The sequence below is a fragment of the Bacteroidota bacterium genome (assembly GCA_019637975.1).
GTDB lineage: Bacteria > Bacteroidota > Ignavibacteria > UBA10030 > UBA6906 > CAADGV01.
The window spans coordinates 1-26,128 of record JAHBUR010000021.1 but is presented as its reverse complement, the minus strand read 5'-3'; the positions used below and the strand labels follow the sequence as shown (position 1 = coordinate 26,128).

At 51.0% G+C, this 26,128-nt stretch carries 24 protein-coding genes, 4 tRNA genes and 1 pseudogene; 9 read left to right on the top strand and 20 right to left on the bottom strand.

The annotated features are described in order from the left end of the window. The first annotated feature begins 11 nt into the window (after window positions 1–11). The 5 genes from KF749_12265 to prfA all read left to right on the top strand — a co-directional run bounded on the left by KF749_12265 (window position 12) and on the right by prfA (window position 4,974). Window positions 12–431: an acyl-CoA thioesterase gene (locus KF749_12265; protein ID MBX2991922.1), complete on the top strand. Its 420-nt coding sequence runs from the start codon at window positions 12–14 to the stop codon at window positions 429–431. 16 nt (window positions 432–447) lie between these two features. Next, complete coding sequence (nadC, locus tag KF749_12260; GenBank protein MBX2991921.1) at window positions 448–1,314, top strand: carboxylating nicotinate-nucleotide diphosphorylase; 867 nt, start codon at window positions 448–450, stop codon at window positions 1,312–1,314. Between the two features lie 15 nt (window positions 1,315–1,329). Further along, on the top strand, window positions 1,330–2,814 hold the full coding sequence (locus KF749_12255) for a polysaccharide biosynthesis C-terminal domain-containing protein (GenBank protein MBX2991920.1): 1,485 nt from the start codon (window positions 1,330–1,332) through the stop codon (window positions 2,812–2,814). Between the two features lie 113 nt (window positions 2,815–2,927). Beyond that, complete coding sequence (locus KF749_12250; protein MBX2991919.1) at window positions 2,928–3,899, top strand: DUF1385 domain-containing protein; 972 nt, start codon at window positions 2,928–2,930, stop codon at window positions 3,897–3,899. Window position 3,900: 1 nt separating this feature from the next. Next, window positions 3,901–4,974, top strand: coding sequence for a peptide chain release factor 1 (gene prfA, locus KF749_12245; protein MBX2991918.1), 1,074 nt, complete (start codon window positions 3,901–3,903; stop codon window positions 4,972–4,974). Here prfA and tadA read toward each other — a convergent pair. Together tadA and KF749_12235 are read right to left on the bottom strand one after the other, a co-directional pair. Next, window positions 4,971–5,450 (bottom strand): tRNA adenosine(34) deaminase TadA, encoded by a 480-nt coding sequence (gene tadA / locus KF749_12240; protein ID MBX2991917.1) that lies wholly within the window; start codon window positions 5,448–5,450, stop codon window positions 4,971–4,973. The genes prfA and tadA overlap by 4 nt on opposite strands. A gap of 81 nt (window positions 5,451–5,531) precedes the next feature. Beyond that, window positions 5,532–5,605, bottom strand: a tRNA-Arg gene (locus tag KF749_12235). 158 nt (window positions 5,606–5,763) lie between these two features. On the opposite strand from KF749_12235, the gene KF749_12230 reads away from it, so the two are divergent. Further along, window positions 5,764–6,720, top strand: a complete 957-nt coding sequence (locus KF749_12230) for an ROK family protein (protein MBX2991916.1) — start codon at window positions 5,764–5,766, stop codon at window positions 6,718–6,720. A gap of 81 nt (window positions 6,721–6,801) precedes the next feature. On the opposite strand, the gene KF749_12225 is transcribed toward KF749_12230, so the two are convergent. The 7 genes from KF749_12225 to KF749_12195 form a co-directional block, all read right to left on the bottom strand. Next, window positions 6,802–6,875: transfer RNA gene (locus KF749_12225), tRNA-Arg, on the bottom strand. Between the two features lie 146 nt (window positions 6,876–7,021). Beyond that, the gene (locus tag KF749_12220; GenBank protein MBX2991915.1) at window positions 7,022–8,569 is read right to left on the bottom strand and encodes an OmpA family protein; all 1,548 of its coding nucleotides are present in this window, start codon (window positions 8,567–8,569) and stop codon (window positions 7,022–7,024) included. A 276-nt stretch (window positions 8,570–8,845) separates the two neighbouring features. After that, window positions 8,846–10,198, bottom strand: a complete 1,353-nt coding sequence (locus KF749_12215) for a hypothetical protein (protein MBX2991914.1) — start codon at window positions 10,196–10,198, stop codon at window positions 8,846–8,848. Further along, window positions 10,198–11,706, bottom strand: coding sequence for a hypothetical protein (locus tag KF749_12210; protein MBX2991913.1), 1,509 nt, complete (start codon window positions 11,704–11,706; stop codon window positions 10,198–10,200). The genes KF749_12215 and KF749_12210 overlap by 1 nt, the downstream gene beginning before the upstream one ends. A gap of 24 nt (window positions 11,707–11,730) precedes the next feature. Continuing rightward, window positions 11,731–12,855: a hypothetical protein gene (locus tag KF749_12205; protein ID MBX2991912.1), complete on the bottom strand. Its 1,125-nt coding sequence runs from the start codon at window positions 12,853–12,855 to the stop codon at window positions 11,731–11,733. Then, on the bottom strand, window positions 12,852–13,397 hold the full coding sequence (locus tag KF749_12200) for a hypothetical protein (protein MBX2991911.1): 546 nt from the start codon (window positions 13,395–13,397) through the stop codon (window positions 12,852–12,854). The genes KF749_12205 and KF749_12200 overlap by 4 nt, the downstream gene beginning before the upstream one ends. 28 nt (window positions 13,398–13,425) lie before the next feature. Then, on the bottom strand, window positions 13,426–13,782 hold the full coding sequence (locus KF749_12195) for a hypothetical protein (GenBank protein MBX2991910.1): 357 nt from the start codon (window positions 13,780–13,782) through the stop codon (window positions 13,426–13,428). Between the two features lie 327 nt (window positions 13,783–14,109). Between KF749_12195 and KF749_12190 the strand changes: the two genes are divergently transcribed. The 3 genes from KF749_12190 (at window position 14,110) to KF749_12180 (ending at window position 16,540) form a co-directional block, all read left to right on the top strand. Continuing rightward, window positions 14,110–14,180 (top strand) — tRNA-Gln (locus KF749_12190). Window positions 14,181–14,198: 18 nt separating this feature from the next. Next, window positions 14,199–14,271, top strand: a tRNA-Glu gene (locus KF749_12185). Between the two features lie 160 nt (window positions 14,272–14,431). After that, window positions 14,432–16,540: a S9 family peptidase gene (locus KF749_12180; GenBank protein MBX2991909.1), complete on the top strand. Its 2,109-nt coding sequence runs from the start codon at window positions 14,432–14,434 to the stop codon at window positions 16,538–16,540. A gap of 19 nt (window positions 16,541–16,559) precedes the next feature. Here the strand turns inward: KF749_12180 and KF749_12175 are convergent. From KF749_12175 to KF749_12125, 11 genes and pseudogenes are all read right to left on the bottom strand, one after another. Then, window positions 16,560–16,819: pseudogene (locus KF749_12175) on the bottom strand (hypothetical protein). Next, entirely contained in the window at window positions 16,812–17,258 is a 447-nt protein-coding gene (locus KF749_12170) for a GNAT family N-acetyltransferase (GenBank protein ID MBX2991908.1), read from the bottom strand. The pseudogene KF749_12175 and the gene KF749_12170 overlap by 8 nt, the downstream one beginning before the upstream one ends. Next, the gene (locus KF749_12165; GenBank protein MBX2991907.1) at window positions 17,255–17,854 is read right to left on the bottom strand and encodes a nucleotidyltransferase family protein; all 600 of its coding nucleotides are present in this window, start codon (window positions 17,852–17,854) and stop codon (window positions 17,255–17,257) included. Before KF749_12165 ends, KF749_12170 begins: the two co-directional genes overlap by 4 nt. 98 nt (window positions 17,855–17,952) lie before the next feature. Next, the gene (locus KF749_12160; GenBank protein ID MBX2991906.1) at window positions 17,953–18,954 is read right to left on the bottom strand and encodes an ornithine carbamoyltransferase; all 1,002 of its coding nucleotides are present in this window, start codon (window positions 18,952–18,954) and stop codon (window positions 17,953–17,955) included. 129 nt (window positions 18,955–19,083) lie between these two features. Further along, the gene (locus KF749_12155; GenBank protein MBX2991905.1) at window positions 19,084–20,283 is read right to left on the bottom strand and encodes a YgeY family selenium metabolism-linked hydrolase; all 1,200 of its coding nucleotides are present in this window, start codon (window positions 20,281–20,283) and stop codon (window positions 19,084–19,086) included. 23 nt (window positions 20,284–20,306) lie between these two features. After that, a complete protein-coding gene (locus KF749_12150) occupies window positions 20,307–21,764 on the bottom strand; it encodes a pyridoxal-phosphate dependent enzyme (protein ID MBX2991904.1) in 1,458 nt (485 codons plus the stop codon). Between the two features lie 112 nt (window positions 21,765–21,876). Next, on the bottom strand, window positions 21,877–23,109 hold the full coding sequence (gene preA / locus KF749_12145; protein MBX2991903.1) for an NAD-dependent dihydropyrimidine dehydrogenase subunit PreA: 1,233 nt from the start codon (window positions 23,107–23,109) through the stop codon (window positions 21,877–21,879). Beyond that, window positions 23,106–24,374, bottom strand: coding sequence for an FAD-dependent oxidoreductase (locus KF749_12140; GenBank protein ID MBX2991902.1), 1,269 nt, complete (start codon window positions 24,372–24,374; stop codon window positions 23,106–23,108). The genes preA and KF749_12140 overlap by 4 nt, the downstream gene beginning before the upstream one ends. A 33-nt stretch (window positions 24,375–24,407) precedes the next feature. Next, the gene (locus KF749_12135) at window positions 24,408–24,890 is read right to left on the bottom strand and encodes a (2Fe-2S)-binding protein (protein MBX2991901.1); all 483 of its coding nucleotides are present in this window, start codon (window positions 24,888–24,890) and stop codon (window positions 24,408–24,410) included. Continuing rightward, on the bottom strand, window positions 24,887–25,744 hold the full coding sequence (locus KF749_12130) for a xanthine dehydrogenase family protein subunit M (GenBank protein MBX2991900.1): 858 nt from the start codon (window positions 25,742–25,744) through the stop codon (window positions 24,887–24,889). The genes KF749_12135 and KF749_12130 overlap by 4 nt, the downstream gene beginning before the upstream one ends. Beyond that, window positions 25,741–26,128: xanthine dehydrogenase family protein molybdopterin-binding subunit (locus KF749_12125; GenBank protein ID MBX2991899.1), on the bottom strand; the 388-nt coding region annotated here is incomplete at its 5' end. The genes KF749_12125 and KF749_12130, both read right to left, overlap by 4 nt.

Genomic DNA, 26,128 nt, shown 5'->3' with positions numbered 1-26,128 from the left:
GCCGGTGGAACATGATCAAGCACGTTACCGATATTCGTGTCCGATACGCCGATACGGATCAGATGAAGTTTGTGTATTACGGAAAATACTTTGAGTACTTCGAACAGGGCCGCTCAGATCTATTGCGTGACATCGGGCTCTCGTATTCCAGTATTGAAGCAATGGGATTGTTCCTTCCTGTTATCGAGGCGCACGCACGATACAAACGTGCAGCACGTTATGACGATCTTCTGCACGTTGTGACATTGTTCCGTGAAATGCCTGTCGCACGAATCAGAATTGAATACGAAGTCTACAAAGAAGGTGAACCCGACCTGCTTGCCGAGGGCTATACCATACACACGTTCATGAACGCAGAAACAGGCAAGCCGACTCGCGCTCCGGGCCGGTTTCTTGAAACGCTGGAGAAGAAAATGAAGGAGCAACTATGAACGAAACGGAGAGGCGATGACACACAGCATTCTGCATGACAGCCGGGTAAGCAGGCTCATTGAGCTTGCGCTGATGGAAGATATCGGCATGGGGGATGTGACAAGCGATGCGATTATCTCCGAATCGCAATTGGGCCGTGCAGATTTGCTGTGCAAGGAGGATGGAATTGTGGCAGGTCTTGAAGTTGCAGCACTCGTGTTCCAATATTGTGACCACAGCATTACACTGCAACAACTCGTTCCGGACGGAGAGATTGCACGAAAAGGGCAATCCATTGCGGCAATCGACGGCAGTACAAGAAGCATCCTAAAGGGCGAGCGGACGGCGCTCAATTTTCTCCAGCGGATGAGCGGCATTGCAACGACCACGCACAAATATGTTCATGCTGTGGCGGGAACACGCGCAAAAGTTATCGATACAAGAAAGACTGCGCCCGGCCTGCGCGTACTCGACAAGTGGGCGGTACGACTAGGCGGTGGATTCAATCATCGATTCGGACTTGATGACATGGTTCTGATCAAGGACAATCATATTGTGGCCGCTGGCGGCATCACGAAAGCCGTTGAGATGTGCAGAACATATCTTCAAGCCGAGGGAATAGATGTGGCGATCGAGGTCGAGACGAAGAAAATGGATGAAGTGCGTGAGGCCCTTCAATGCACAGGCATTCAACGCATTATGCTCGACAACTTCCCTCTCGACCAGATGCAAAAGGCGGTTGAACTTGTCGCCCGCAAAGTGGAAGTGGAAGCCAGCGGCGGCGTAACGCTGCAAACGGTACGATCCATTGCAGAAACAGGCGTTGATTTCATTTCCGTTGGGGCATTGACGCATTCCGTGAAGGGCCTCGACATTTCGCTTGAACTCCATCATGTGCAATAAACATGTCCGGTAGACATGTTTGACAAAATCAAAAGTCTCGGCACCGACACGGCCATCTATGGTGTCAGCACGGTTGTCGGGCGTTTACTTACCTTCCTTCTCACACCGTTCTACACCAACATCCTGCCGCCGTCTGATCTCGGCATCGTAGCAACCGTCTATGCCTACATCGCCTTCTTGAACATCCTCTATGGTTATGGTATGGAGTCGGCGTTCATGCGATACACTGCTTCGTTGGAAATCGGGACGAAGAAACAGGTGTTCAGCGTTCCGTTTTTCTCTGTGGCGGCGACCTCGCTTGTGTTTTCCCTTTGTATTGTTGGGGGAGGAGGATCGATCGCGACGTTGATCAGTGTGCCGCTTGATCAAGCTTCCATTATTACCTACAGCGGGTGTATTCTCCTTCTCGACGCGTTGGCGATCATTCCGTTTGCGTCTTTGCGGATGGAAAGAAAGGCGAAACTGTTTGCTTCGCTGAAGTTGTTGAACATCGTCCTTACCGTTGTCTGCAACCTGATATTCTTGCTGGTCTTCAGATGGGGAGTCGAAGGAATCTTCCTGAGCAACCTGATTGCATCGGCAATGACATTGCTGTTGCTTCTTCCCGAAATTCTCCGCAACATTTCCGCCGAGTGGAACGCTCCTCTGTACAAGGCGTTGTTGAGATTCAGTATCCCAACAGTACCAGCATATTTGGCAACAATGATGGTGCAAGTTATCGACCGCCCTATTCTTGAATCGTTAACGGATATGGCAACTGTGGGCATCTATCAGGCAAACTACCGGCTTGGCATATTCATGATGCTGATTGTATCGATGTTTGATTTTGCATGGCGTCCGTTCTTCATGTCGAATGCGAATGAAGCGGACGCAAAACAGATGTTCTCCCGCGTGTTAACATATTTCTTTCTCGTGATGATGGGGAGTTTTCTTGTTCTGAGTTTCTTCATCAGTGATATTGTTACCGTGCCCATCTGCGACGGCAAGTCGATCATCGATCCGCGATATTGGGGAGGGCTCGGCATCGTTCCGATAGTGTTGCTTGCGTATGTGTTTCTTGGCATCTCAAATACTATCGGGGCAGGAGTGTACATTGAGAAGCAGACGAGAAAGCTCTCCATAGTTGCCTTCACAGGGGCGGCAATGAATGTGCTAGTGAACTATCTTCTCATTCCGCCGCTGGGAATCACGGGGGCAGCCGTTGCGACTTTGGCAAGTTATGCAAGCATGTCTGTGGTTCTGTATGTTATCGTTCAAACAATCTACCCGATTCGATACGAGTATTCCCGGCTGTTCAAGATTGCCGTCGCATCTTTGGCAGTGTATCTTCTTGCCCAGTTTGTCAGGGCTGATTCGTTTGCTATACTATGGAAATCAGCGTTGCTGATTCTGTTCGTTGTTCTCATCTATCTCATGAAATTCTTCGATCCCTCCGAGCTTGCGCGCATTGCAAGACTGCTATCCCGCCAATCACCCGGGCCTGGTGCCGGGAAGTTGTAGCGACTTCCATCATCTTGCTGTTTCAACCTGCATGGAATGTTACCGCGTTTTTTTCTATTTTGTTACGAATTTATGAAAGGAAAGTAGTGAAGAAGTTCGATGCAGCAAAGCCAATGGCGGTGGGTGGACAAGCAGTATTGGAAGGCGTGATGATGCGTGCTCCCGGTATGGTCGCCACAGCAGTCCGTCGGGCTGGCGGCGACATTACCGTCAAAAAAGAGTCGCAAATGCCTCTATCGGACAAATATCCTCTGCTCAAGTTGCCTGTCTTGAGGGGAGCCGTTGGCCTTGTCGAAATGATGGTGATTGGAATCCGGACGCTCAACTTCTCGGCAGAAGTCGCAATGGAAGACGCGGACAAAGAAAACAATGCCAATGGGAACGCCAACCTCAAGAAGCCGCATTCTCCATCAAAGGAGAACCTGAAGCTCGGACTCACGGTTGCATTTTCCCTTGCATTGGGAGTTGCAGTGTTCTTCGTGACGCCGCTTGCTGTTACGACGTTTTTGTTTGATGTCGAGCAGGATCCGTTCTGGTTTAATCTGATTGCCGGAGGCGTACGCATTTCGTTGCTACTTGCCTATCTCGGCGTGATTTCGATGTTGAGAGACATCAAGCGATTGTTCCAATATCATGGTGCAGAACACAAGGCAGTGTTTGCTTTTGAAAAGGGAGAAGAGCTTAGTGTGGAGGCTGCTGCAAAGCAATCCCGCTTTCATCCGCGGTGCGGCACAAGTTTTCTTCTCATCGTTATGTGTACCGCCATCGTGTTGTTCAGTGTGCTTGATGTGTTTCTGATGCGGTGGCTTGGAGAGTTGAATGTGCTTATCAGAATTGCCACCCACCTTCCTTTGATTCCGGTTGTCGGAGGAATTTCCTACGAGTTCATTCGGTGGTCCGCAAAGCGAAGTGAGACTCCGTTCGGCAAGGTTATTGTCGCGCCAGGCCTATGGTTGCAGAAGATCACGACACAAGAGCCTGACGAAAGTCAATTGGAAGTGGCGGTGATTGCGTTGCGTTGTGCTTTGGGTGAAGACTATGAGTCTGTCAGTCCACAGTTCGTAGACGGGATTAGAGTAAACTGAGATGCTAAATAGACTGGAGAAGGTCCGGCAACGCTACGAGGAAGTCAGCCGATTGTTGAGTGATCCGGTTGTGATCTCCAGCCCGGACAGGTTACGTGACTTGAGCAAAGAGCATAGCGATCTCACACCTCTTATCAAATCATATGAACGCTATCGCAAACTAAAATTCGACCTGGCAGGACTGAAGGAGATTACCGAAACCTCTTCCGATCCCGAAATGAAGCAACTGGCATACGATGAGCTGAATGAGGGGAAAGAGAAGCTTGCACAATTGGAAGAGGAACTGAAGATCCTGTTGATCCCGAAAGATCCCAACGACAGCAAGAATGTTATTGTCGAAATTCGTGCCGGGACAGGGGGCGAAGAAGCGGCATTATTTGCCGGAGATCTTCTGCGAATGTACTCACGCTACGCCGAGAAACAGGGATGGAAAGTTGACCTGCTTGACGTAAATGATACGGGATTGGGCGGTATAAAGGAAGTTTCGTTCAGCCTAACTGGCGAAGATGTGTATGGTACGATGAAGTTCGAAAGCGGCGTTCATCGCGTTCAGCGAGTGCCTGAAACCGAAGCGCAGGGAAGAGTCCACACATCCGCGGCAACAGTTGCTGTGTTGCCGGAAGTCGAGCAGGTTGATATTCAGATCAATCCTGCCGACATCGAGATGGATACGTTCCGCTCGGGAGGAAAAGGGGGGCAAAACGTTAACAAGGTTGAAACGGCCGTTCGTCTCACGCATAAGCCTTCAGGCATTGTGGTGGTCTGCCGGCAGGAACGCTCACAGCTTCAAAATCGTGAGCGAGCGATGAAGATGTTACGGGCGAAGTTGTATGAGAATTCCGTCCTTGCCCAGGTCGGGGACGTGGCAGCAACACGCAAGGCTCAAGTCAAAAGCGGCGACCGCAGCGACAAGATTCGAACCTACAACTTTCCACAAAATCGTGTTACCGACCACCGCATCGGTTTGACACTCTATAATCTCTCCGAGATTATTGACGGTAAGTTGGATGAGCTTGTTGAGGCGTTGAAAATTGCCGACCGGGCGGAGAAGCTCAAAGCGGATTCGGCAGGCTAATTGGGCCTTGGCTTCTTGATCTCGTTTATTCGGACCTTTCCAAAAAACTCCTTCAGAATTCCTCCACATTTCGGTTCAAGAACACCTCGAATCAACTCCACTCTGTGATTTAGGCGATCATCCTGCACAATATTGTAGAGTGTCCCGCATGCTCCGGATTTGGGATCTGCTGCACCGAAGACAAGCGTGGGAATACGAGCAAGCACAATCGCGCCGGCGCACATCGCACACGGCTCAAGAGTTACATACATCGTGCAGTTTTCCAGTCGATGATTATCGATCTGACTTGCCGCCGCAGTTATGGCTATGATCTCTGCATGAGCCGTCGGGTCGCGCAACGTTTCTATCTGATTGTATCCTCGCCCGATGATGCGATTGTCGTGGATGATCACGGCGCCGATTGGAACCTCCTTCCTACTGTACGCCTGCTCTGCTTCCTTCAGGGCAAATTCCATCCACTTTTCATGTTCGGTGATGGAAGGGTTATGTGAGGTTGTCTTCACAGAATCGGGTCCGCGTTGTGATGACGAGCGGTTGGATTGAGAATCAAGAATTTGTGCACCCGGAGGGAGTCGAACCCCCAACCCTCAGATCCGAAGTCTGATGCTCTATCCAGTTGAGCTACGGGTGCGCGAAAATCCTGACTATGTTAAGAAAATAGCTTGTGAGTTGCAAAAGTCCGTCACGTTTCACGTGAGGAAAGTTGCAGGATAATTCTTACTTTACCTCGTGGACATAGTACTATTTGATGCACTTCTCAAATCACAATACCTGCCTTCATCTACGTATATGAAACGCTGTACAGCCGGAATCGATATTGGCGGAACCAACACTCTCGTTGGTATTGTCGACAAAGCAGGGAATTGCTTCGCTCAGTCATCGTTCTCGACTGCTGAGTATGATGACCCGAAAGAATTCGTGAAGCGGCTTCATCGCGAGATTGAAACATTGCAAGGAGAATCGCGGGGTTCAATCACGATTGATGGGATTGGCATCGGTGCCCCCAATGGAAACTACTATCGAGGTTCAATTGAATTCGCACCGAACCTGCGGTGGCATGGGGTTGTTCACCTTGTCGATCTTATGAAGCAATACTATTCCATTCCGGTTGTGCTGACGAATGACGCTAATGCAGCGGCAATGGGGGAAATGATCTATGGCGGTGCACAGGGTATGCGGGACTTCGTAGTTATCACGCTTGGAACCGGGTTGGGAAGCGGCATTGTGGTGAACGGTGAACTCGTGTACGGTCATGACGGCTTTGCGGGCGAAATCGGACACACAATCGTTGATCCGAACGGCAGGCAGTGTGGATGCGGTAGAAAGGGATGCCTCGAAACGTATGCCTCGGCATCGGGTATCAAGCGCACAGTGTTTGAGCTTCTTTCAGAAACAACAACTCCCAGCTTGTTGCGGTCAGTCAGCTATGCGGATTTGACGGCAATGATGATCACGGACGCGGCCGCGCAAGGCGATGCTCTTGCCTTGGAGGCATTTGATATGACCGGCAGAATACTCGGATTGAAACTAGCTGATGCTGTTGCGCATACGAGTCCGGAGGCGATTTTTCTTTTTGGAGGATTGGCACAAGCGGGCGAGTTTATTTTTGAGCCGACGCGTCGCTATATGGAGGTGAACCTGTTGAACATCTTCAAGAACAAAGTAAAGTTGCTGCCATCGGTGTTGACTGAGCATGCTGCGATTCTTGGTGCGAGTGCGCTTGTTCGAAAGGAACTGTCGACTTAAACAGCTCCCGCCCATTCAAAGGTGGGAGTTCTTCGGGGTCAGAAACGCAAATCCCGCCTTGTTGCAGGCGGGATTCTTTTGTGCGGCCGAAGGGAGTCGAACCCCTAACCCCCAGCTTCGTAGGCTGGTGCTCTATCCAGTTGAGCTACGGCCGCAAAAATTGCACAGCCAATCTAACCAATTCTCTCTTTATTTTCAATTCTCAGTAAAAGATCAATTTTATCTGCGTTGCTCCCAAAGAGAAATCCCGCCTCTGCGATTCGCGGAAGCGGGATCTCTCACTCCTGAAATTCTTCTCCGGCTATCTTATCACATTGAACTCAACCCGCCGGTTGTTTGCACGGCCGACTGCCGTACCATTCGAATCGACGGGATCGTTCATCCCTCTGCCAACGGTTTCGAGCCGTGTTGGATCAATTCCCTTGCTGACGAGCCACGCTTTTGCGGCTTCGGCGCGTTGCAAGGACAGTCTGTTGTTTGCCGATGCCGGCCCGACATTATCTGAATAGCCAGCGATTTGAACTCGGATTGTCGGGTCGCCAACAAGGGCGTTGTATGCGCGTTCCAATGTTTGTTCAGCGTTCTTGAGCAGTCGCGCACTTCCTGAAACGAAATTAAGCCCCTGAAGTGTAACCGGAGTTCCACCCTCCATCAATTTCTCAGGCGGCGGTGTTTTCCCGTCATCACGCGGATCTAACGGGTTCGTTCCGCGCAGTACTTCCGCCCCATCGCTTACACCTCCGCGATCCGTGTCGGCTCTCGTCGGGTCGGTTTGATATCGTCGCACCTCTTCGCCGTCGAGCAGGCCGTCGCCATCGGTGTCGGGATTGTTGGGATCGGTTTTGTGAATACGAGCCTCTTCCCAGTCGGAAAGTCCGTCACCATCGGTATCAACCTTTAGCGGGTCAGTATTGTATCTCAGCACCTCGTCTCCGTCTGAGAGTGTGTCGCCATCCGTGTCAATTCTGAGAGGGTCTGTTCCGTACTTCAATACCTCGTCACCATCGCTTAAGCCGTCGCCGTCGGTATCCCACAACGTCGGATCGGTCCGGTATTTCAGGACTTCATCTCCATCATTCAGGCCGTCGCCATCGGTATCAGGGTTGAGCGGATCGGTTTTGTATCGGCGGACTTCTTCGCCATCTTTCAGCCCATCGCCATCGGTGTCAGGATTGTCGGGGTCTGTGCCCAACATTCTTTCCTGGGCGTTGGTAAGCCCGTCATTATCATCATCATCGGAGTCACTGCTGCCAAAATAGATATTGACTCCGCCTTTGAGCGTGCCGTACCAGTCGGGGGCTTTGTATTTGAAGTCTTCCGTTTTGTCATCAGTGAGGCGAGCGCTCGCCTCAAGCACAATGGATGTTTGCTGACCCACAAATGCTTCGAACCCGATTCCAAAGGGAAAGTGAAAGGATGTATAGTATTTGTTTTTTGGGATATGTCTGAGACTGTTACTTCGTTTGTAGGCCATCATTCCTGCGCCGAAGTAGATATAGGGGGCAATGATACGCCCCGGAGAAAGGTGTACCCACCCGACGAAGTCGAGATTGGTCGCTCGCAGCTTGAGGTAGTTGTCAGCGAACTCTTTGTAAGTCGGATCTTGATAAGCCTTTAAATCCTCATAACCTCCCTGAAGGCCGGCGGAGAAAAACGGCGATAGGCCGTAGCGTGCATACATTCCTCCCCCCATTCCAACTTTGCGCACGTTCATGTCGTTGACCCAGAGGTTTGCACCACCATGAAATCCCAGCGACCATCTTCCTGCGGTGCTTTGGGCAGTGCTGTCGGGTACCGCGACTAAACAGGATACCACAAGCATGGCAAAAGCAGTACAGTATTTCATCATCAAAGAATTCTCCTTCACGCGTTAAGAAATATGCAAGAAGATCCGATTTGGCATCGCATCAGCAGGGGAGGCAGGATTGGTGGAAAACAGTGCCCGCAAGATATTGTATTTACGAGCAAATGTCAACGGAAGTCCGACAACTTCCGGCGAAACGAGGGAGTCATGGATATGCCGGAATGCATATCGAGAGATCGAAAAACTGTGCTGTGTATCAGAATTTTGGCTGTACATGACGGTATCGGGGGAGTCGAATACGGAAACAATTCATGCCATCTGTCAGAAATTTATCCTGATAATTACAGAGGGGAGAATATAGCTTTGATATTGCCATGCCGGCAGGAGTGAAGGGCGGTACGCCTTATAGTACCGGAAATCCAGACCCACCTTGTTGCTCAAGATCAGCTTTGATCTCACACCGAGGAAGCCGTACCCATCATCGATGTTGTGGTTGATGGAGGCCGTAATGTCGAACTGAAGCAACTTGCCATCCTGTGACAATCCAAACTCCAGGAAGGGAAGAAAATTGTTCCGGACGGGTTCTACCCGGCCGGGGTACGCCGTTCCTCGAAGAATGCGGGTAATGCGGTGTACGTCGTGCCAGGCGAGTCCGGCGCCAAAATGAAGCAGCCCGACATTCTTCAATTGTGCCATGAGAAGAATACTGTTTCTCACCGAGTAGAAGGTGTCAACGTCTTTTGAATATTCGGTTTTCTCATTGATCGCCATTGATCCTTCGAACGTCAGCTCGAGGCGTTCGGTCGGGTTGTTGCTGAGCAGGTTCAGCCTCTTTTCGGGTGTCCATGTCCCTCTCAGGAAGAAATTCTCTCCGGACCCCTGAAGGATCCGCTTCTTCAGAATTGAATTTGCAGAGTGTTCGTTTTGATTCGGGATTGAAAAGTTGTTGCCTACTTCGGCTCCGGCAGTTATGCTGAACTTGTTGTAATTCCGGTCGGTGACAGTTACATCATCAAGGTAGAGAAGCTCAAGTGCCGCCACAACACTTGATCTGAACCAGAAGGGCAAATTGATATGGTCATTTCCCAATCTTCCTATCAGAGAGATGCGCCACCACTCGAACGTTGGTGACGTCGACCAGAGCATGATACTCGAGTACAGAGGGCTGAGATAAATGTCGTAGCGTTTTCCCTGTGTGGCATCAAACCGGTCTTTGTAACGCATGGTTTTTACGAGCGTGTACGTTTCGTAACCCAGGGCGTCAAGAATAAGAACATAGTCACGAATGCTGCCCAAACGTTTGCCTTCGGCTTCGAACTCCAGCAGTTCAATTTCATCGTCGTAGTAGCGTTTTCTGCTCGTGATTTGTACTTCGCTGCCCGACGTGGCGGTGACAAGTTGTTCGGCATTGTCAATGAGCTTGAGAATGGAATCGGCAGCCAACGCCGTTGATGCCCGTCGCTTGAGCTGTGTGAACACTTCCCTGACGATTATCGGGTCGACGATCACCCATCGTTCCTTGATTCCATCAAATGCACGGGTATCTACGCGAAGGCTGTCGTACAAAGCGCGCAACTCCTGTTTGGATTGTGCCTGAGCCGGGCTTGCAGGAAAACACGATACTCCGATAAGGAGTATCAAAAGAGGAAGAGATGTCGAGGTCGTTTTCATCATCACAAACCGAAACGATATCGTAGTTGCATCATTGACGCCTTCTCCACCTCCCATGGTTGCGGAGTGCGACCAAACACCCGTGTCAGCCAGATGGATTCAAGCCTGATTTCATGCGGCTCACTTCGGAATATCTTGATCCAGGGATGAATAATGAGACGGTTATCGAAGAACCGCGCGCTGGCACCAAATCGCGTGGCCTTTGAATCGTGCATGTACTCGAAAACGATGAGCGGTTTCATGGCACTCAGGAGAACATTTTGATCGTATGAACGGAGCTTGCCTGAGGTGTCGTACACCGCTTCCCAAATATCGTACGACCCGACGCCGAGATCCAGCTTTATCGTATTGTGTGCCTCGCGTTCCAGGTTCCAGTAGTGGGTCATGTACACTTCCCACTGCACCGTTGAGAAGTATGCTATGTCTCGATTTCGTTGCTTGAGCTTCACAAAAGGTTTTTCAAACTCGGTAGCTCCGCCTGAATAATAGAATGTGAAAAAGGGAAGCCTGTTGCTGAAGGGCCTTCCTGTTCGCAACTCAACACCGGCTCCCGATGTAACATTGAGTACGCTGCGTTGAAGAGTAGCTAACGCCCCTTTGTTGTCCAATCTCCATCTTTGAATCAGATTATTTGTGTTGACTGCGGTGCGGCCGAGGATCCGGAGGTCAAAGAAAAAGCTGGTGTCTATGTTTGCATACTCCCCTCCGAAAAATACGAGCAATCGTCCTCCCCAGGAGATGTATGGTGATTGATAGGAGAGGAGGCTCAGTACGCGGTCGCCAACGCCCACTTCAACGCCAAAGCTGTGAACGCCGATCCATTGCTCTTCGGATGCAAAATCGAGAGAGAGCTTAAGTGCTGACCAAGTTAGATCGATGGAGATTGGTTCGTCTCCGTGGGGATTGCCGACGTAGCCGTTGCTCAACCTGATGTGACGGAAGTAATCCCTGTTTCCTTCCGCAACCAATGCAGTGTCCTGAACCGGGTTGCCCCTGATTTTACTTCCCAGCGGAACGCCCCGCCCTTCAATATGATAGCGGTTGAGTTGTTGGACAAACATCATAAATTCAGGCGAGAAGTCTCTTTTCATTGCAGCGAAATCCTGCAGGTCAAAGATGGGTCTACTGTGTGTTACGGGCCGGACTGATCCTTGTGGTGCACGCTCGCCTTCCGTTGTCATCTCTTCCGCTATCAACGGAACGAGAGGCAGTGTTACTCCGCCAAACGAAAATCGCACAGGAACGTAGACGAATCGATAGACATACTCCCGGAGTGATCCGCTCGACGAAATAGTATCGTATGAAAAAGTCCTTTCAATATCTTTGTGTCGCAGCCCGCCAATTTGCAGGCTCGGGCGCTTCATGTCCATGAAATGTAGGCGGGAATAGGCGGAATCCTGTGCGACGGCCGTGAGGACCCTCTTGAATTCTATATCCAATGAATCTGCCCGCCCGATGCTGACAATCGACCAACTCATCAACAGCAGAACTGCAATTTTCCGGCACGCCATCTACAACACCTACCAAATAATTGATTACTGGGCCTGATACACACGAGCTTTGTACACTCGGCTGAATGAAGTGCCGAACTGATCGCGAAAGCGAATTCTCAAACTCACTTCAGGCGCGTTTCGTACGGAACGATCCCGAAGAAAGTCCTCGTTAGGGACGATTACCAGCACGCGCCACGGATCATCCGCCCGCCATTCGACACGCGAGAGGAACTGGGACGGAGCACTCGTAACCGTCACATCCCACACATCAGGCATGAACATGAAGAAACTCATGCGACTTACAGCATAGCTTGAAAACCGGAATTCGCGCGGGTTGTATTTACCCTCTTGGTTTATGTTGAGAGGAATTGGAGGCAGTAGATCCATGCGGTTGGCTGCCTTCAGCCGGTCGTAGGTTGAATCTACGGCCCACAACGCCACATCTTCAATACGACTCGGGCTTTTCAATTCAATGTTCCAGACAGATTCTGATACCTGCTTGGTTGCCGGGTCGAAGTACTTGAAGGTTTTGCCCTTGTGTTTCCCCTTGATTGTAATTGTCGAATTGAGCTCTGCGGGAGGCAGGGTTCTCCAAATGCGTTCGATTCGAATAGTCGAACCCTGTTCTGAATAGAGGACGCGATTACGCGATTCGATGTCATACGAATAGCCGGAGTAATCTTCGTGGCCCGCTGCAAAACTGAACACCGCCGATTCTCCGTACCAGTATTCACGATTGACCAGCGAATGGAGAGACGGCCAGCGGACATGAATCTGCCATTCATCACCGTAGCGGTACATTCTTCTGTCTCGTCCCTGTCCCTCAAGAATTCTGAGAACTGTAAGCGTATCGGCAGTGTCAAACCGAACGCGGGAATACACCGTGTAATTGTTGTTGGAATTAACTCCGTATAATGTGTTGCACATTTGATCGTCCGGACGAATCGTTCGATCCCTGCGGTACACGAGAATCGTACATGTAGGTGGAGTCCGCCAATCCCATTCCGGATCGGATAGTGTGACATACTCTCCGGCAAGCGCCGATATGGTGTCGCGATGAACAAGCAAGGTCAAATTGAACTCACGGCGGAAATCTGGTTTCTGCGAAAGTGCGAGCGGAGGGATCAGACTCGCCGTCAGCAAACATGCAAGCAGGATTCTTTTCATCGGATTGGCGGTTCGATATAATCGTATTCAACTATCACTTCAATGTCGGTACTGCTTGTAAGCATTTTTCCCTGCAAGCCGGAGAGAATCTCCCGTACGCAGAGCGGGAGTTTATCGGGAATGTGCCGATCGACCTCGCCGGTAATTGTATAGCGGAATTTTCCGACTTGTGTGAACCGGTGAGCAATGAGCCCGATGCCCGTTTCAGGGTCCGTCACACATTCGAGAAGAGGCGCGTTTCCGTGTGCTGTTACCTGGTAAATGATCTTCTCACGTTCCTGTGGCGACACCAAGCCGGTTGCATACACAGGGATACTCGTTGTTTGCGGACGCCCTTCGACGATCATGCTCCCCATCTTGAGTCGATACAACTGTACTTGTACTATGCGCGGGGCTGTGACGTAGATATCTTCGGACAACGAAACAGACATACTGTCCGCCAGTTGCGCGCATGGGATTCTGCCTCCTCCGGACCCAGCGAGCAGTGCAACAACTGCAACAAGATATAGGACAAAGTAGACGATGAGGAAAGACTGTCTCATGAGACACCTGGTGCCGGCATATCTGTCATTAGTTGATAATCCCTTTCATGTAGCCGACTCTTCCTTTGATTTCGGAAAGTTGGTCCATGACTCCCGGCGGCAGGCTGTTTCGCCCGTTGGCGTTGAGGTTTTCCACAACCGCTTTCAATGATCCATCAATCTCAGTGATGGTCGTTCGCAGGGCTTTTGCCTTGTTCGGTTCGCTCGAATTGGTAAACATGTACAAAAAAGCAAGAAGGGCGAGCATACCCGATTCGAGATATAGCGCTGAATACACCAGATCGAGCGAGATTGCCTCTGGGTCAATGCCGCGCATACCCACCACAACGACCAAGAATGATGCACCGAGAAACACGAGTCCCTGCGCAATGCGTATCCAATCCATCTACAATCTCCTCATTTGTGGAATAAGAGGTTCTTTGGATGTCCCTCTAAGACGGGTTCTTTGTTTGTAAGATTTCCCCTGAACTGTGTGGTCGCTAACTTCATCATGCCTGAAAGCCGGATCCCGATTCAATGGAATTCGGTGGAGCATTTGAGAATTGGAATCGCAACTCTATTGATGATTGATGAAAGAGTCCCAAATCTGTTAGCCGAATCAACGAAACAGAGAATCACCTTAAGAAACAGTGAAGTGCGTCACGTTTGAACGGGCAATCGGGGTGCTGGTTGACTTTACCTGCCGTTTTCTTTAGATTTTTACACGATAATTTGCCCCGTCGTCTAATGGCAAGACGGCAGACTCTGGATCTGCTTATTGAGGTTCGAATCCTTACGGGGCAGCAATCAAAGGAATACGTTGGCCTTATCGTCTAACGGTTTAGGACGCGGCCCTCTCAAGGCCGAAATACGGGTTCGATTCCCGTTAAGGCTACTGCCAAACATCTTACCAAGTCCCGCTCCGGTGACAGTTTCTTAGCCTATTTCCAATCCCTTCTTCGGTGCGGCGAATATTGCTTACACAATCACCTTTTGTATAACCCGCCATTTCAATCCGAGTCATCAGACTAAATATATAAGGAAGCATCGATATCATGAAAAGAACTCTCATTTTTTCGATCATAGTGCACGTGCTTGTGATTGGCACAGCATCAGCATCGCAGCCGTTTACGCCGGAAGACGTGATGAACACAAAGCGGGTTACCAGTACTGCAATCAGTCCCGATGGCAGCTGGATTGCCTATACAGTTGAATCACAACGGGAAGCGAACGAGGAGGCGGGCACGGCGTATCTTGAGTTGTTCCTTGTTTCGACATCTACAAAAGAAATCCGTCCGCTTGTTACAGGGAAAGAAAGAGCCTCTTCGCTTGCATGGCGTCCCGGCATGTCTGCCGTATCGTTTCTCTCACGACGCGCGGGGGAGAAACAGACGCAAGTGTGGATGGTGGCGATTGCCGGCGGCGAACCAGTCAAGATCACGGATGCCGCAACATCGATAACGACATACAAGTGGAGTCCCAACGGGAAACGACTTGCATATGTGGCGCCTGCTCCTCCGACGCAACGGGAAAAGATTCTGAAAGATGCGGGATATGAGTTTGTGTTTTTTGAGGAGAACCTGAAACATCGCAATCTCTATCAAGTCGAGGTGGAGGGTGGAGGAAAATCGGGCAAGCCGGAACAACTTACGGATGATATAACAGTGTGGGCGTTTGAGTACTCGCCTAACGGGGCGTCGATAGCGTTTGGCGGCAGTCCTCAAAATCTGGTCGATCATGAGTACATGTTCCAAAAGATATACCTTCTTGACATTGCATCGAAAGCGAAGAGGCAACTCACAGACAATCCGGGCAAGTTGGGTAACTACGCGTTCAGTCCCGATGGCAAATATCTCGCGTACAATGCCGCATTGACCCGAGGTGATCATAAGGAAAGCCAGGTGTTTGTCATTCCGGTTGCGGGAGGGAACCCGACAAATCTGACTCCGCCCCGATTCCGCGGTCACGTGAGCTGGGTTGATTGGAAAGACAACAACACTGTTGCATATCGCGCTGCCGAAGGTATTCAAACCACCTTCAGCACAACGCCTTTGAACGGGAAGCAACGGACGGTTGTTCTGCATTCCGAAAAAGCTGGGGTGGTTTTCGACAGGTTGTCATTTACAAAAGGGATGAAACATATTGCCTGCGTTGGTGAGTCGCCGTCAATGCCGGGGGAAGTATACAATTGGAATGGAAAATCGTTTACCCGGCTGACTTCTCACAATCCATGGTTGTCGGAGCGATCGCTCGGCAAGCAGGAACCTGTCAGATACAGTGCGAGAGACGGATTGGAAATCGAAGGGCTGGTCATACATCCCGTCGGCTACAGCAAAGGTCAGACATATCCGCTCATTGTTGTTGTGCACGGCGGACCGGAAGCTCACTATTCGAACGGATGGCTCTCGACGTATGGCGCGCCGGCGCATGTTCTTGCCAACAAAGGCTACGTCGTGTTCTACCCCAACTATCGGGCGAGTACGGGGTATGGCGTTGAGTTTGCCGCAATGGGTTACGGCGATGCCGCCGGAAAGGAATTCGACGATATAGCCGATGGAATCAATTATCTCGCCGAGCAGGGAATTGTTGACCGGACGCGCGTCGGACTGGGAGGAGGGTCGTACGGCGGATTTGCATCGGCGTGGTTCGCAACCTATTACACTTCGCTTGTCCGTGCTGTCTGCATGTTCGTCGGCATCAGCAACAATATCAGCAAGGTTGGGACAACGGATATTCCGTGGGAAGAATACTACGTTCATGCCGGAAAACATATCGAAGAGATGTGGAACGAAGCCCTTGCACGAAGCCCGATCTACCACGCTCACAAAAGCAAAACCGCTACGTTGATTATGGGAGGATTGGCGGACACACGCGTTCACCCGACGCAAAGTGTTGAATTGTTCCGAAGGATGAAAGTGAACGGACATCCCGCTGTACGCCTTGTTCAGTATCCCGGCGAACAGCATGGCAACACGAGGCAGCCGGGCCGCATCGACGTTATGCATCGAACACTTGATTGGTACGACTGGTACGTGCGGGATCTGAAACCTCTTGACGGACCCATGCCGCCGTTGGATATCAGCGAGAAATACGGGCTGAAGGTGTTGCAGAGTGCTGAACAAATGGGCGAAGGGCTTGGCTCAACGGAGCAGACTGATCAATAGGAGGGATGGAGATGGAGATTCATCCCCTTATCATTGTCTCTTCATACTCCGGAAAGTACTTCCCGATTACGGGCAAATCAAACGAGCGGAGAATGCTTGTATTCGGCTCCCGCTCAAGGAGAAACTCAAATGACTTGGTGATGAACTCCTCCGGTGTGGTTTGCCCGTTTGTGAGTTTCTGATAGTAGTGTGTGGACAACGTAACGGTGTGTGCTGTTCGCGTTGCGTTGTCTACAACACTTCAAACGTTGTTGCGTTGATCTTCTTCACGCTAATCATGGAACATCTCGATATGTTCTATGCCGTCTTCAAGATAGATGTCACTCGCCTGCCTGAAGCCGAATGACCCATAGAATTTCTTCAGATACAGTTGGCAGCCCATACGGATTGGCACCTTGCCAAACATGGCGTACAGATGTTCGATGGATTTTCGCATCAGTTCTCTTCCCATGCCCGAACCCCGAACAAGCGGCGATGTCACGACTCTCCCGATTGATGCTTCGGTAAATGAGATCTGGGGAGGTAGTATTCTGCCATACGCCACCAACATATTGTCGCGCCACCCCATAACGTGCCATCCTGCCTGATCTTTATCGTCGGCATCCTGAAAGACGCAGTTCTGTTCTACTACAAACACTTCGTTGCGCAAACGCAATGCGGCGTAGAGTTCAGCGGGCGTGAGCTTGTCGAAATGTTTGCATTCCCAAACTACATTCATTGTGGTTCTTTCGTTGCCATCGAGACAGCATCAACGGAAAACCGTTTTATCGCATCCTCGTAGTCACTCATCGAATCGATGTCCAGAAGGATGTGTTCATCCTGTACAGGAACAAGTTTACAGCTTTTTCGTTGGATCACATGTCGCAGTGAGGAGTTGTCGGGTTCTGCAAGAATATCATGAATTATCGTCCGGCTCAGCAATATCGGATGTCCCTTTCTGCCATTGAACGTAGGAACGACAATCCCGGCCTGATGTCGGGCCAATTCATCATACACTTTTTGCGGGACAAGCGGAATATCGGCAGGCAGCAAGAAGAACCTTTCGGTGGCGACGTGTCGTACGCCGGCTTTCGCCGAACCGAACATCCCACTTTGCCAATTCTTGTTCTCGACAATTTCAATGTTGTGATAGGATGAAAGCAATTGGCGGATTCGTTCAATACGATATCCGCCCACTACGATAATACGCGAGCAAACACCATACATCCCCTCAATGCTTCGCTCGATCAACGTCTTGTCGCCGAGCCGAAGCTCCATCTTGAAGCATCCTGCCCGTGAGGAGGAGCCTGCTGCGAGTACAATACCTTCCACCATATTCTCATTTCTACCAGTTGACCATTGACCGTTAACCGTTGGCGTGGGGCCCGCTTTAACGATCAATTTCCAATTATCAATGTTCAATTGTCAATATTCTACATCGTCAGCGCCATTATCGCCTTCGCCGTATGCAGTCGGTTCTCCGCTTCGGGAAACACACGGGAATGCGGCCCGTCAATCACGGAGTCAACCACTTCGTAGCCGCGATCGGCAGGGAGGCAGTGCATGTAGATCGAGTCCTTCTTCGTCAAACTCATGCGTCGCTCGTCGCAGATCCAGTTCTTATACTTCTTGGAAATCTCCAACGCTTCATTCGGATTGTGGAAGAGCGACTCAATGCCCCATGACTTCGGGTAGACGATGTCGGCATCCTTAAATGCCTCATCCATATCGTCAACGATTTCGAACTTCGTTCCGCTTTCTGCCGCCGCTTTTTTTGCGTACTCAACTTCACTTTTCATCAGCGTGTACTCAGGCGGATGGGCGAGCACGACATCGAGTCCGAAACGCGGCATCAGCGTAATCAATCCTTGGGGCACTGACATCGGCTTGACATAACTTGGCGCATATGCCCACGAGACGGCAATTTTCTTCCCGCGCAAGTTCTTGCCGAATTCTTCCCGAATCGTCATCAGATCAGCAAGAACCTGAAACGGATGGTCAATATCGCACTGCATATTCAGCACCGGAACGTTTGCTGCATCCGCCACTTTACGCATGTAGCTGTTTCCCTCGCCGGGTACAAGGTCATGCCGGACTGCAATTGCGTGCCCGTAGCTTGAGAGAATAATGCCCATGTCCTTTGGCGACTCGCCGTGCGCAACCTGCGACGTTTCCGACGAAATGAAATGTGCATGAGCGCCGAGTTGCGTTGCCCCGGCTTCAAACGAGTTTCGTGTTCTGGTAGATTTGTCAAAGAAGAACAGAAACACCGTCTTGTCGGGAAGATAGCGATGCGGCTTTCCCTTTCTGAACATCTTCTTCAGATTGTCCGCCGTCTTGAGCGCAAGTTCGATTTCTTTGACCGACCAGTCTTTGGTTTCAATGTAATCTTGTCCTCGGACAGTATTCGGGAGCTTTTGGAGTTTGGCAGCCATACTTCTTCACCTTAACGTTTTGTCTATTTGCTTGCAAAGTAGTTTCAACGAAGGCACAAAGTTCCACAAAGGATGACCTCAACAATCACTTCGCGTCTTTGCGTCTTCGTGGTTTTCTTTTCTCATCGCTCAATCACATTTCCCAAGGTACGTTTTCGGGAATGCCGCGTACCACGCGCTCACTTTTACCAAGTGTTCTATTGGAATCTGTTCCGTCGCCATGTGTGCGTAAACTTCATTCCCCGGTCCGAAACCGATACAGGGAATGCCATGCATGCCCATCACTGCTACGCCGTTCGTGCTGAAGACCCAGCGGCCGACATGTGGCTTCTCCCCAAACAACTCTTCATACGTCTTCACGCCGCTATCAAGCAACGGATGATCTTCCGGAAGCAGCCATGTTGGATAGTACTTCTTGGTTGGATAAGCGAGTCCGCGCCAGCTTGGGACAGCGTAATCGAGCACGACAACTTCCGCTTCGGCTGCTTTCACGCTCGGCAACTCTTGAATCTCACGCACCGCCGATTCCATCGTATCGGTTGCGGCAAGTCGCCGGTCGAGATGAATCGTTGCGGAATCAGCAACGGCGCACAGTGATGGCGAAGTGGAGCGAATCTCTGAAATTGTCACTGTACCCTTGCCGAGGAACGGCTCGCCCCTCAGCCGTTCATTCAACTTCTCGATGTCCGCCACGATCGGTGCCATTTTGTAGACGGCATTCACGCCGCGCTCAGGCGCAGAGCCGTGGCATGAAATTCCTTTCGTGCGTACTTCGATTTCCATCCTGCCGCGATGTCCGCGGTAGATCGAGAGATTTGTCGGCTCGGTAATGACCACGAATTCCGGCCGCAGCTTGTCTTCGTTGATGATGTACTGCCACGGCAACCCGTCGCAATCCTCTTCCTGCACGCTGCCGACGACGTACAACGTGTAGTCATCTTCCAATCCCAATTGTTTGATGAGTTTCCCGCCATGAACGATTGACGCAAGCGCGCCCTTCATGTCGCATGCCCCACGACCATAAATGATGCCGTCCTTCACTGCCCCTTTGAACGGATCGACTTTCCAATTTGCCGGATTGCCGACATCAACCGTGTCAACATGCGCATCGAAGGCGATGACATGCTTGCCTTTGCCTATGCGTCCCAGAATATTTCCCATCTTGTCAATCGTGACTTTGTCAAACCCGCATTTCTCCATCTCTTCTTTGATGCGGTAGATGACCTGTTTTTCCTGTGAACTGAGCGACTTGATGGCGATGAGATCACGCAGGAACTTTGTCACATGACGTTCGTTCTTCTTTGCCGCTTTCAGAATTTTGTCGTACATGCTTTGCTTTCTCCCTTATGGAATTACATTATCCCGACTTTTGCATTGAATTCTTCAATCATCCTGTCAAAAACAACAACCTCTTCTTCAAACATCTTCTGCCAAAACTCCGGCTCCCATAGCGCATTCAGTTCTTCGACCGTCCGACCTTGCTGCTCGACCCACGTAAAGTATTTCAAGTTGTGGAGTGCTTTCCGGTCGTAGTAGGTGAGTTCTTTGAAGTAGTCAATTCCCTGATGCTCGAGAACGGCGGCATGATCTTTTGCCGCTTGCACGACGGTGTAATCTCCCTGTTCTTCTCGCAACTCTTCGACGCGAGACTTGTACAGATCCATTGAGTCAGTGAAGATGGTAAACACAACGTCGTTTTCACCCAACTCGAAATACTTTGCAGTCTTGATGGCCGCCAGCAGATTCCCGATGCTCGAAATGCCGAGCAGCGGCAGATTGTCAATCACGTGCTTGTTGACAGCACAGAAGCTGAGATACTCCCGCCCCGCCGGTTCATTGAACAGACGCAGCACGCGCATGCAGTCGTTGTCGTCAATCGCGGCGACAGCGTCTGTGTTGCGTACGTTATGCACCCACGGCACATGTTTGTCGCCGATGCCCTCGATCCTGTGTCCGCCGAAGCCGTTCATCAGCAGCGTAGGACATTGCAGTGCTTCGCTGGCGACGATCTTGAGTGATGGGAATTGCTTTTTCAGATAGTCACCCGCTGCAATTGTCCCCGCCGAGCCGGTAGCGGAAATGAATGCCGCAGGTTGTTTCTTCTCCTCACGTAGTCCATCGAATACTTCTTCGATTGCCGGACCGGTAACAGTGTAATGCCAGATCGGGTTTCCGAATTCTTCGAACTGATTGAAGATGACATTGATGGGATCACGCTTCAACTCCCAACATTTGTCATAGATCTCTTTCACATTCGATTCGCAGCCCGGTGTTGCGATCACTTCGGCACCGATTTCCTTCAGCCATGCAAATCGTTCTTTCGACATTTCTTCGGGGAGGATTGCGACGGCTGTGCAATCGAGCAGCGCACAATCGAACGCGCCGCCGCGACAGAAGTTACCGGTGGACGGCCACACCGCTTTGTGGCGGGTCGGGTCAAATTCGCCGCTCACAAGCCTCGGCACGAGACATCCGAACGCTGCACCGACTTTGTGCGCCCCCGTCGGAAAATACTTGCCGACGAGCCCGACGATGCGGGCCTTGACGCCGGTGATGCATTGCGGAATCTCAAGATAGTTGACCCCTCCGAAGAGTCCCGTTTTCACATCGTTTTTCCACGTGATACGGAAAAGATTCAGCGGATTCAAATCCCACAAACCGATGCCCGCGAGTTGCTTGGTGACGGATTGAGGAATGAGAGCCGGGTTTCGCATTTGCGCGAAAGTTGGAATGGTGATACCGCGTTCGCGGCAACGTTTTGCCGTCTTGTGAACGACTTCGTGATTGATTTGTTTGATGATGGATGACATTGTTCTCCTGAACTGGTAATCGCAAATGATACTGTAATTGACAATTGACCGTTGATCGTCAACCATTGAGCGTTTGCCCGTGGCCCAACGATCAATGGTCAACGGCTAATTGTCAATGTTCAATTGATAGTACTTTCATATCAATACACCCCTCCACCGGACAAACGAACTCGCACAGTCCACAGCCAACGCACCGCTCTTCCGCAACAACAGGAACCTTGTCCGGCCGCCGGTCAATGGCCATGTGTCCGCCGTCGCGGCACGCAACGTAACAGTTTTCACATCCGATGCACAACGCCTCGTTAATGGAACTGCAAACTGTTCGTCGCGCCAACTCATCGTGTGTAGCAAGATGGGACAACGCTTTGCGCCAGATATCCGTCACGGAGCCGAAATTCACTTCGTCGAGATAGTGCGACATCCCGCTTTTCAAATCATCAATAATACGGAAACCATGATGCATCACTGCGGTGCAGAATTGAACGACGCCTGCACCAACCGCCATAAATTCCACCGCGTCGCTCCACGTGGACGCACCGCCAGTCCCGAGAATCGGAATATCAACATTGCGTGCAATCTCGGAGATTGTCTTGAGCGTGATGGGCTTGATTGCCGGCCCCGTCATTCCGCTGTACGTTGAGCGGCCGCCGAGTTGCGGATACGGCACGAACGTTCTGATGTCAATGCCCATCAGCGCTTGCAACGAATTCGAAGCTGTAATGGCGTCGGCACCGCTTCTCTTCACTGCTCGCGCAATTTCGACGATGTCTGTAACATGCGGCGTAATCTTGATGGAGATCGGAACTCGCTTTGCCGCCTCCTTGACCCATCGGGCTGTAAGTTCAGTTGCAGCAACACTTTGCGCCAACATCTTGCCGGGGTCTTCGCCGATGTTCCCTTGCGGACACGAGAAACTGCATTCGATGAAATCCACTCCGGCCGATTCAAGACGCTCGACGAGGCGCTGCCAATCTTCTTTTCGTCCCGCCATGATACTTGCGGCAACAATCTTTTCGGGAAACTCTCTCTTCAGGATTCGGACGTTGTGTTCGACCTTGTCGATGTGATGTTCGGAAATCAGATCGATATTCCCCATGCCGAACAACTTCTTCCCATCGTGATTGAACGTGCTCATCATCGGATAGGCGAGGTCAACACGAGTTCCTTCAACCGAGGTAGTCTTTAGGATTGCTCCCGCCCATCCCATTTGGAACGCACGACGAACCATTTCCAGATTGTCCGTTGAAGGAGCAGCGGCGAGAATGAAGGGATTCTCGAATCGCAATTCCAGAAAATTGTACGATAGGTCTCTTGCTGCGTAGAGTTCAATATTGCTGGTATTCATCTCTGTTCCCTCCGCGTCTCGGCAGTGAGATAGTCATGGATTGCGTGAGCCGCTGTCTTTCCGTGCGCGACAGATTGTACGATTGTCCCCTCTCCTTGAATAGCATCTCCCCCCGCAAACACTCCGTCAAGCGAAGTACGAAAGCCTTCATCTACCCTGATGAACCCTTGAGGCGTTCTTTCAAAGAGAGAAACAAAATCCGCCTGAATAACCTGCCCAATAGCAATGATTATGCAGTCGGCTTCGAGATCGAAATCCGATCCGGGAATCTCAACCGGAATCGGCCTGCCGGAGGCATCGCGTTGCCCGGAAAGTCTAGTCCTGCGACAAAGTACCCCGGCCACGCGTTCTTCACCGACAATCTCAATAGGAATTGTCAGGAATTGGATTTGCACGCCGTGCTTCTTTGCCTCTTCAAGTTCGCTTTTCCATACCTTCATCTCCATCTCACTTCTTCTGTAAAGAAGGATCACCTCATCGGCGCCGAGGTGTTTGGCTGTTGCCGCAGCATCGAGAGAGACATTGCCGCCGCCGACTATCACAACACGCTTGCCGATACGAGCTGCGTTCCTCTTGGCACGCTCAAGGAACCGGAGAACGGGCACAACGCCGGGGAGATGTTCGCCCGGAATTCCAAGCGGCTTATCGAGCCCAAGACCAATTCCGATAAATACTGCGTCGTGCTGCTTGCGAATGTTCTCAAAGGCTTCAGTGTTTATCATCTTTTGATGAGAATGAACGAAAGGTGAGAGGAACTCGATGTCACTGCGGAGTTCATCATCGTTGAGGCGAAACGTCGGAATGCTGTTTTGCGGAACACCGCCGAAGCCTTTTGCATCGTACACATGAACATCGTAGCCCATCTTGACCAACTCAAACGCGCAGCCAAGCCCTGCAGGTCCGCCGCCGATGACGCCAACCGATTTTCCATTCTTTGGAAAAGGCAGTGTGCCGGAGTAGCCCTCCTTCCATTCCTGTTGCGTTGCGAAGAAATGCAACTCACGAATCCGAACCGGAGAATCTTGTTTCATACGATTACAAACAGACTGGCAGAATATCTCCTCGGGACAGACTTTGCCGCAAATGTTTGCCAAGGCGTGCGATGTCCTGACAACCTCTGCCGCCCCGATAAGATTTCCGGATTTGATCATCGCAATGAACTTCGGTATGTCTATGTGGACGGGACAGACCTGCGTACATGGCGCATCAAAGCAATACAAGCAGCGTTCAGCTTCGGTACGGCCTTGTTGAAAAGTGAGTTGCATTCTGCTCCTTATGAAACGATCAATGTCCAACGTTCAACGATCAATTGTCAACTGACTGTTCGCAACGGCGGCGACTGCCTCCACAATCTGCACATAGCCCGTGCAACGACAGAGGTTCCCGGAAATGGCAAGGCGGATGTCTGTTTCTGTGGGATTGGGATTCTCATCCAACAATTCCTTTGCACTCAGCAACATGCCCGGTGTACAGAAGCCGCAGTGAACAGCTTCATGTTCGAGGAATGCTTCCTGCAATGGATGGAGCCGCTCTCCCTCTGCCAATCGTTCAACCGTGAGAATCTCTTGTCCATCCATTTGCGGAGCGAGAACAAGACAGGCGTTAACGACTTTCCCGTTCATCAAAACTGTACAGGCACCACACTCGCCAATCTCGCAGCCTCGCTTTGTTCCCGACAGTCCCAGTTCTTCTCTCAGAACATCAAGGAGAGTCTGATTTGGACTGATGTTGAGAGTGTAGTTGCGACGGTTGATTGTCGTTGTGACGGTGATGGTGTTCATCTGCAGCATTGCTCCAGCGCTCTTTGCACAAGCACGGCAATGACCGGCTCTTTGTATTCTGTTGACCACCGGCGGCCTGTTTCGGCAATCATCAACTCGGAGACTTTCCGGCCTGCCGCCTTGAACAACTCTGCCGTAGCCTTTTCGCCAAGCAGCATCTTTTCGACCTCAAAAACTCTTCGCCATCGGGGGAACGTTGCGCCGGGAACAATGCGCGCATCCGTAATGACACCTGCCTCATCGCGTGCGACGACAGCAGCAACACTGAGCCGCGAGATGGAAAGGGCATTGCGCCTTCCTAATTTTATGAATGAGGAACGAGCCCTCGCCGCCAGTTTCTCGAACCGGATTTCGCAGAGAATCTCGTCGTGTCGTGCGGCGGTTTCATATGGTTTCAGGAAAAGCTCCTGCAGGGGTACCGTCCGTTTTCCGCTAGCGGATTGGAGTACGACCTCCGCATTGAGCGCAATCATCGGAGGAACAGTATCCGCGCACGCAGCAGCGTTCATGATATTACCGCCTACTGTTCCCCGGTTGCGAATCTGGGGAGACCCAATCACACCAGCCGCTGAAGCGAGAAGTGAAGCGTGCTCGCGAACGATTGGAGATCTCACAAGCTCTGCATGCGTGGTCAGAGGTTTCAACGAAACGCTTCCATTTTGAGCATCGATTCCTTTTAATTCTGCAACCGTTGAAATGTCGATGACGGTTGCCGGAACGTGTCCGGATGGGCGACGCCATTCAATCAGCAAATCCGTGCCGCCGGCAAGCAGGCAGGCATTCGGCGAGTGATGTGCCAGTATGCCGATGGCTTCGTGAAGAGTTGATGCGCGAATGTAGCCGAACGCTTTCATTCGTTCTTCACCTCGTGGCGGATTTTACAGGATGCCTCTGTCCACGTTTCTTCCGCTGCTTTCTTTGCAGAACCTCGTTCGCCTTTTCTTGTCAGCTTATGTCCGAGCAACACTCGTTCAAGGTTCGCTGGCAACTCATACACACGGATTCTTGTTGCGTTGTAGATTGCATTGACAATCGCGGGTGCAGCAATTTCGTTTGCCGGCTCGCCGATGGATTTTGCGCCAAAGGGACCGGCGGCATCCTCGTTCTCAACAATAACTGCTTTGATAGGAGGAACATCCATGGATGTGGGAATCAAATACTCGTCAAAATTGAGTTGCTTGGGAATCCCGTCTTCGAAATCGAATTCTTCCAGCAATCCATAACCGAGTCCCATCGCA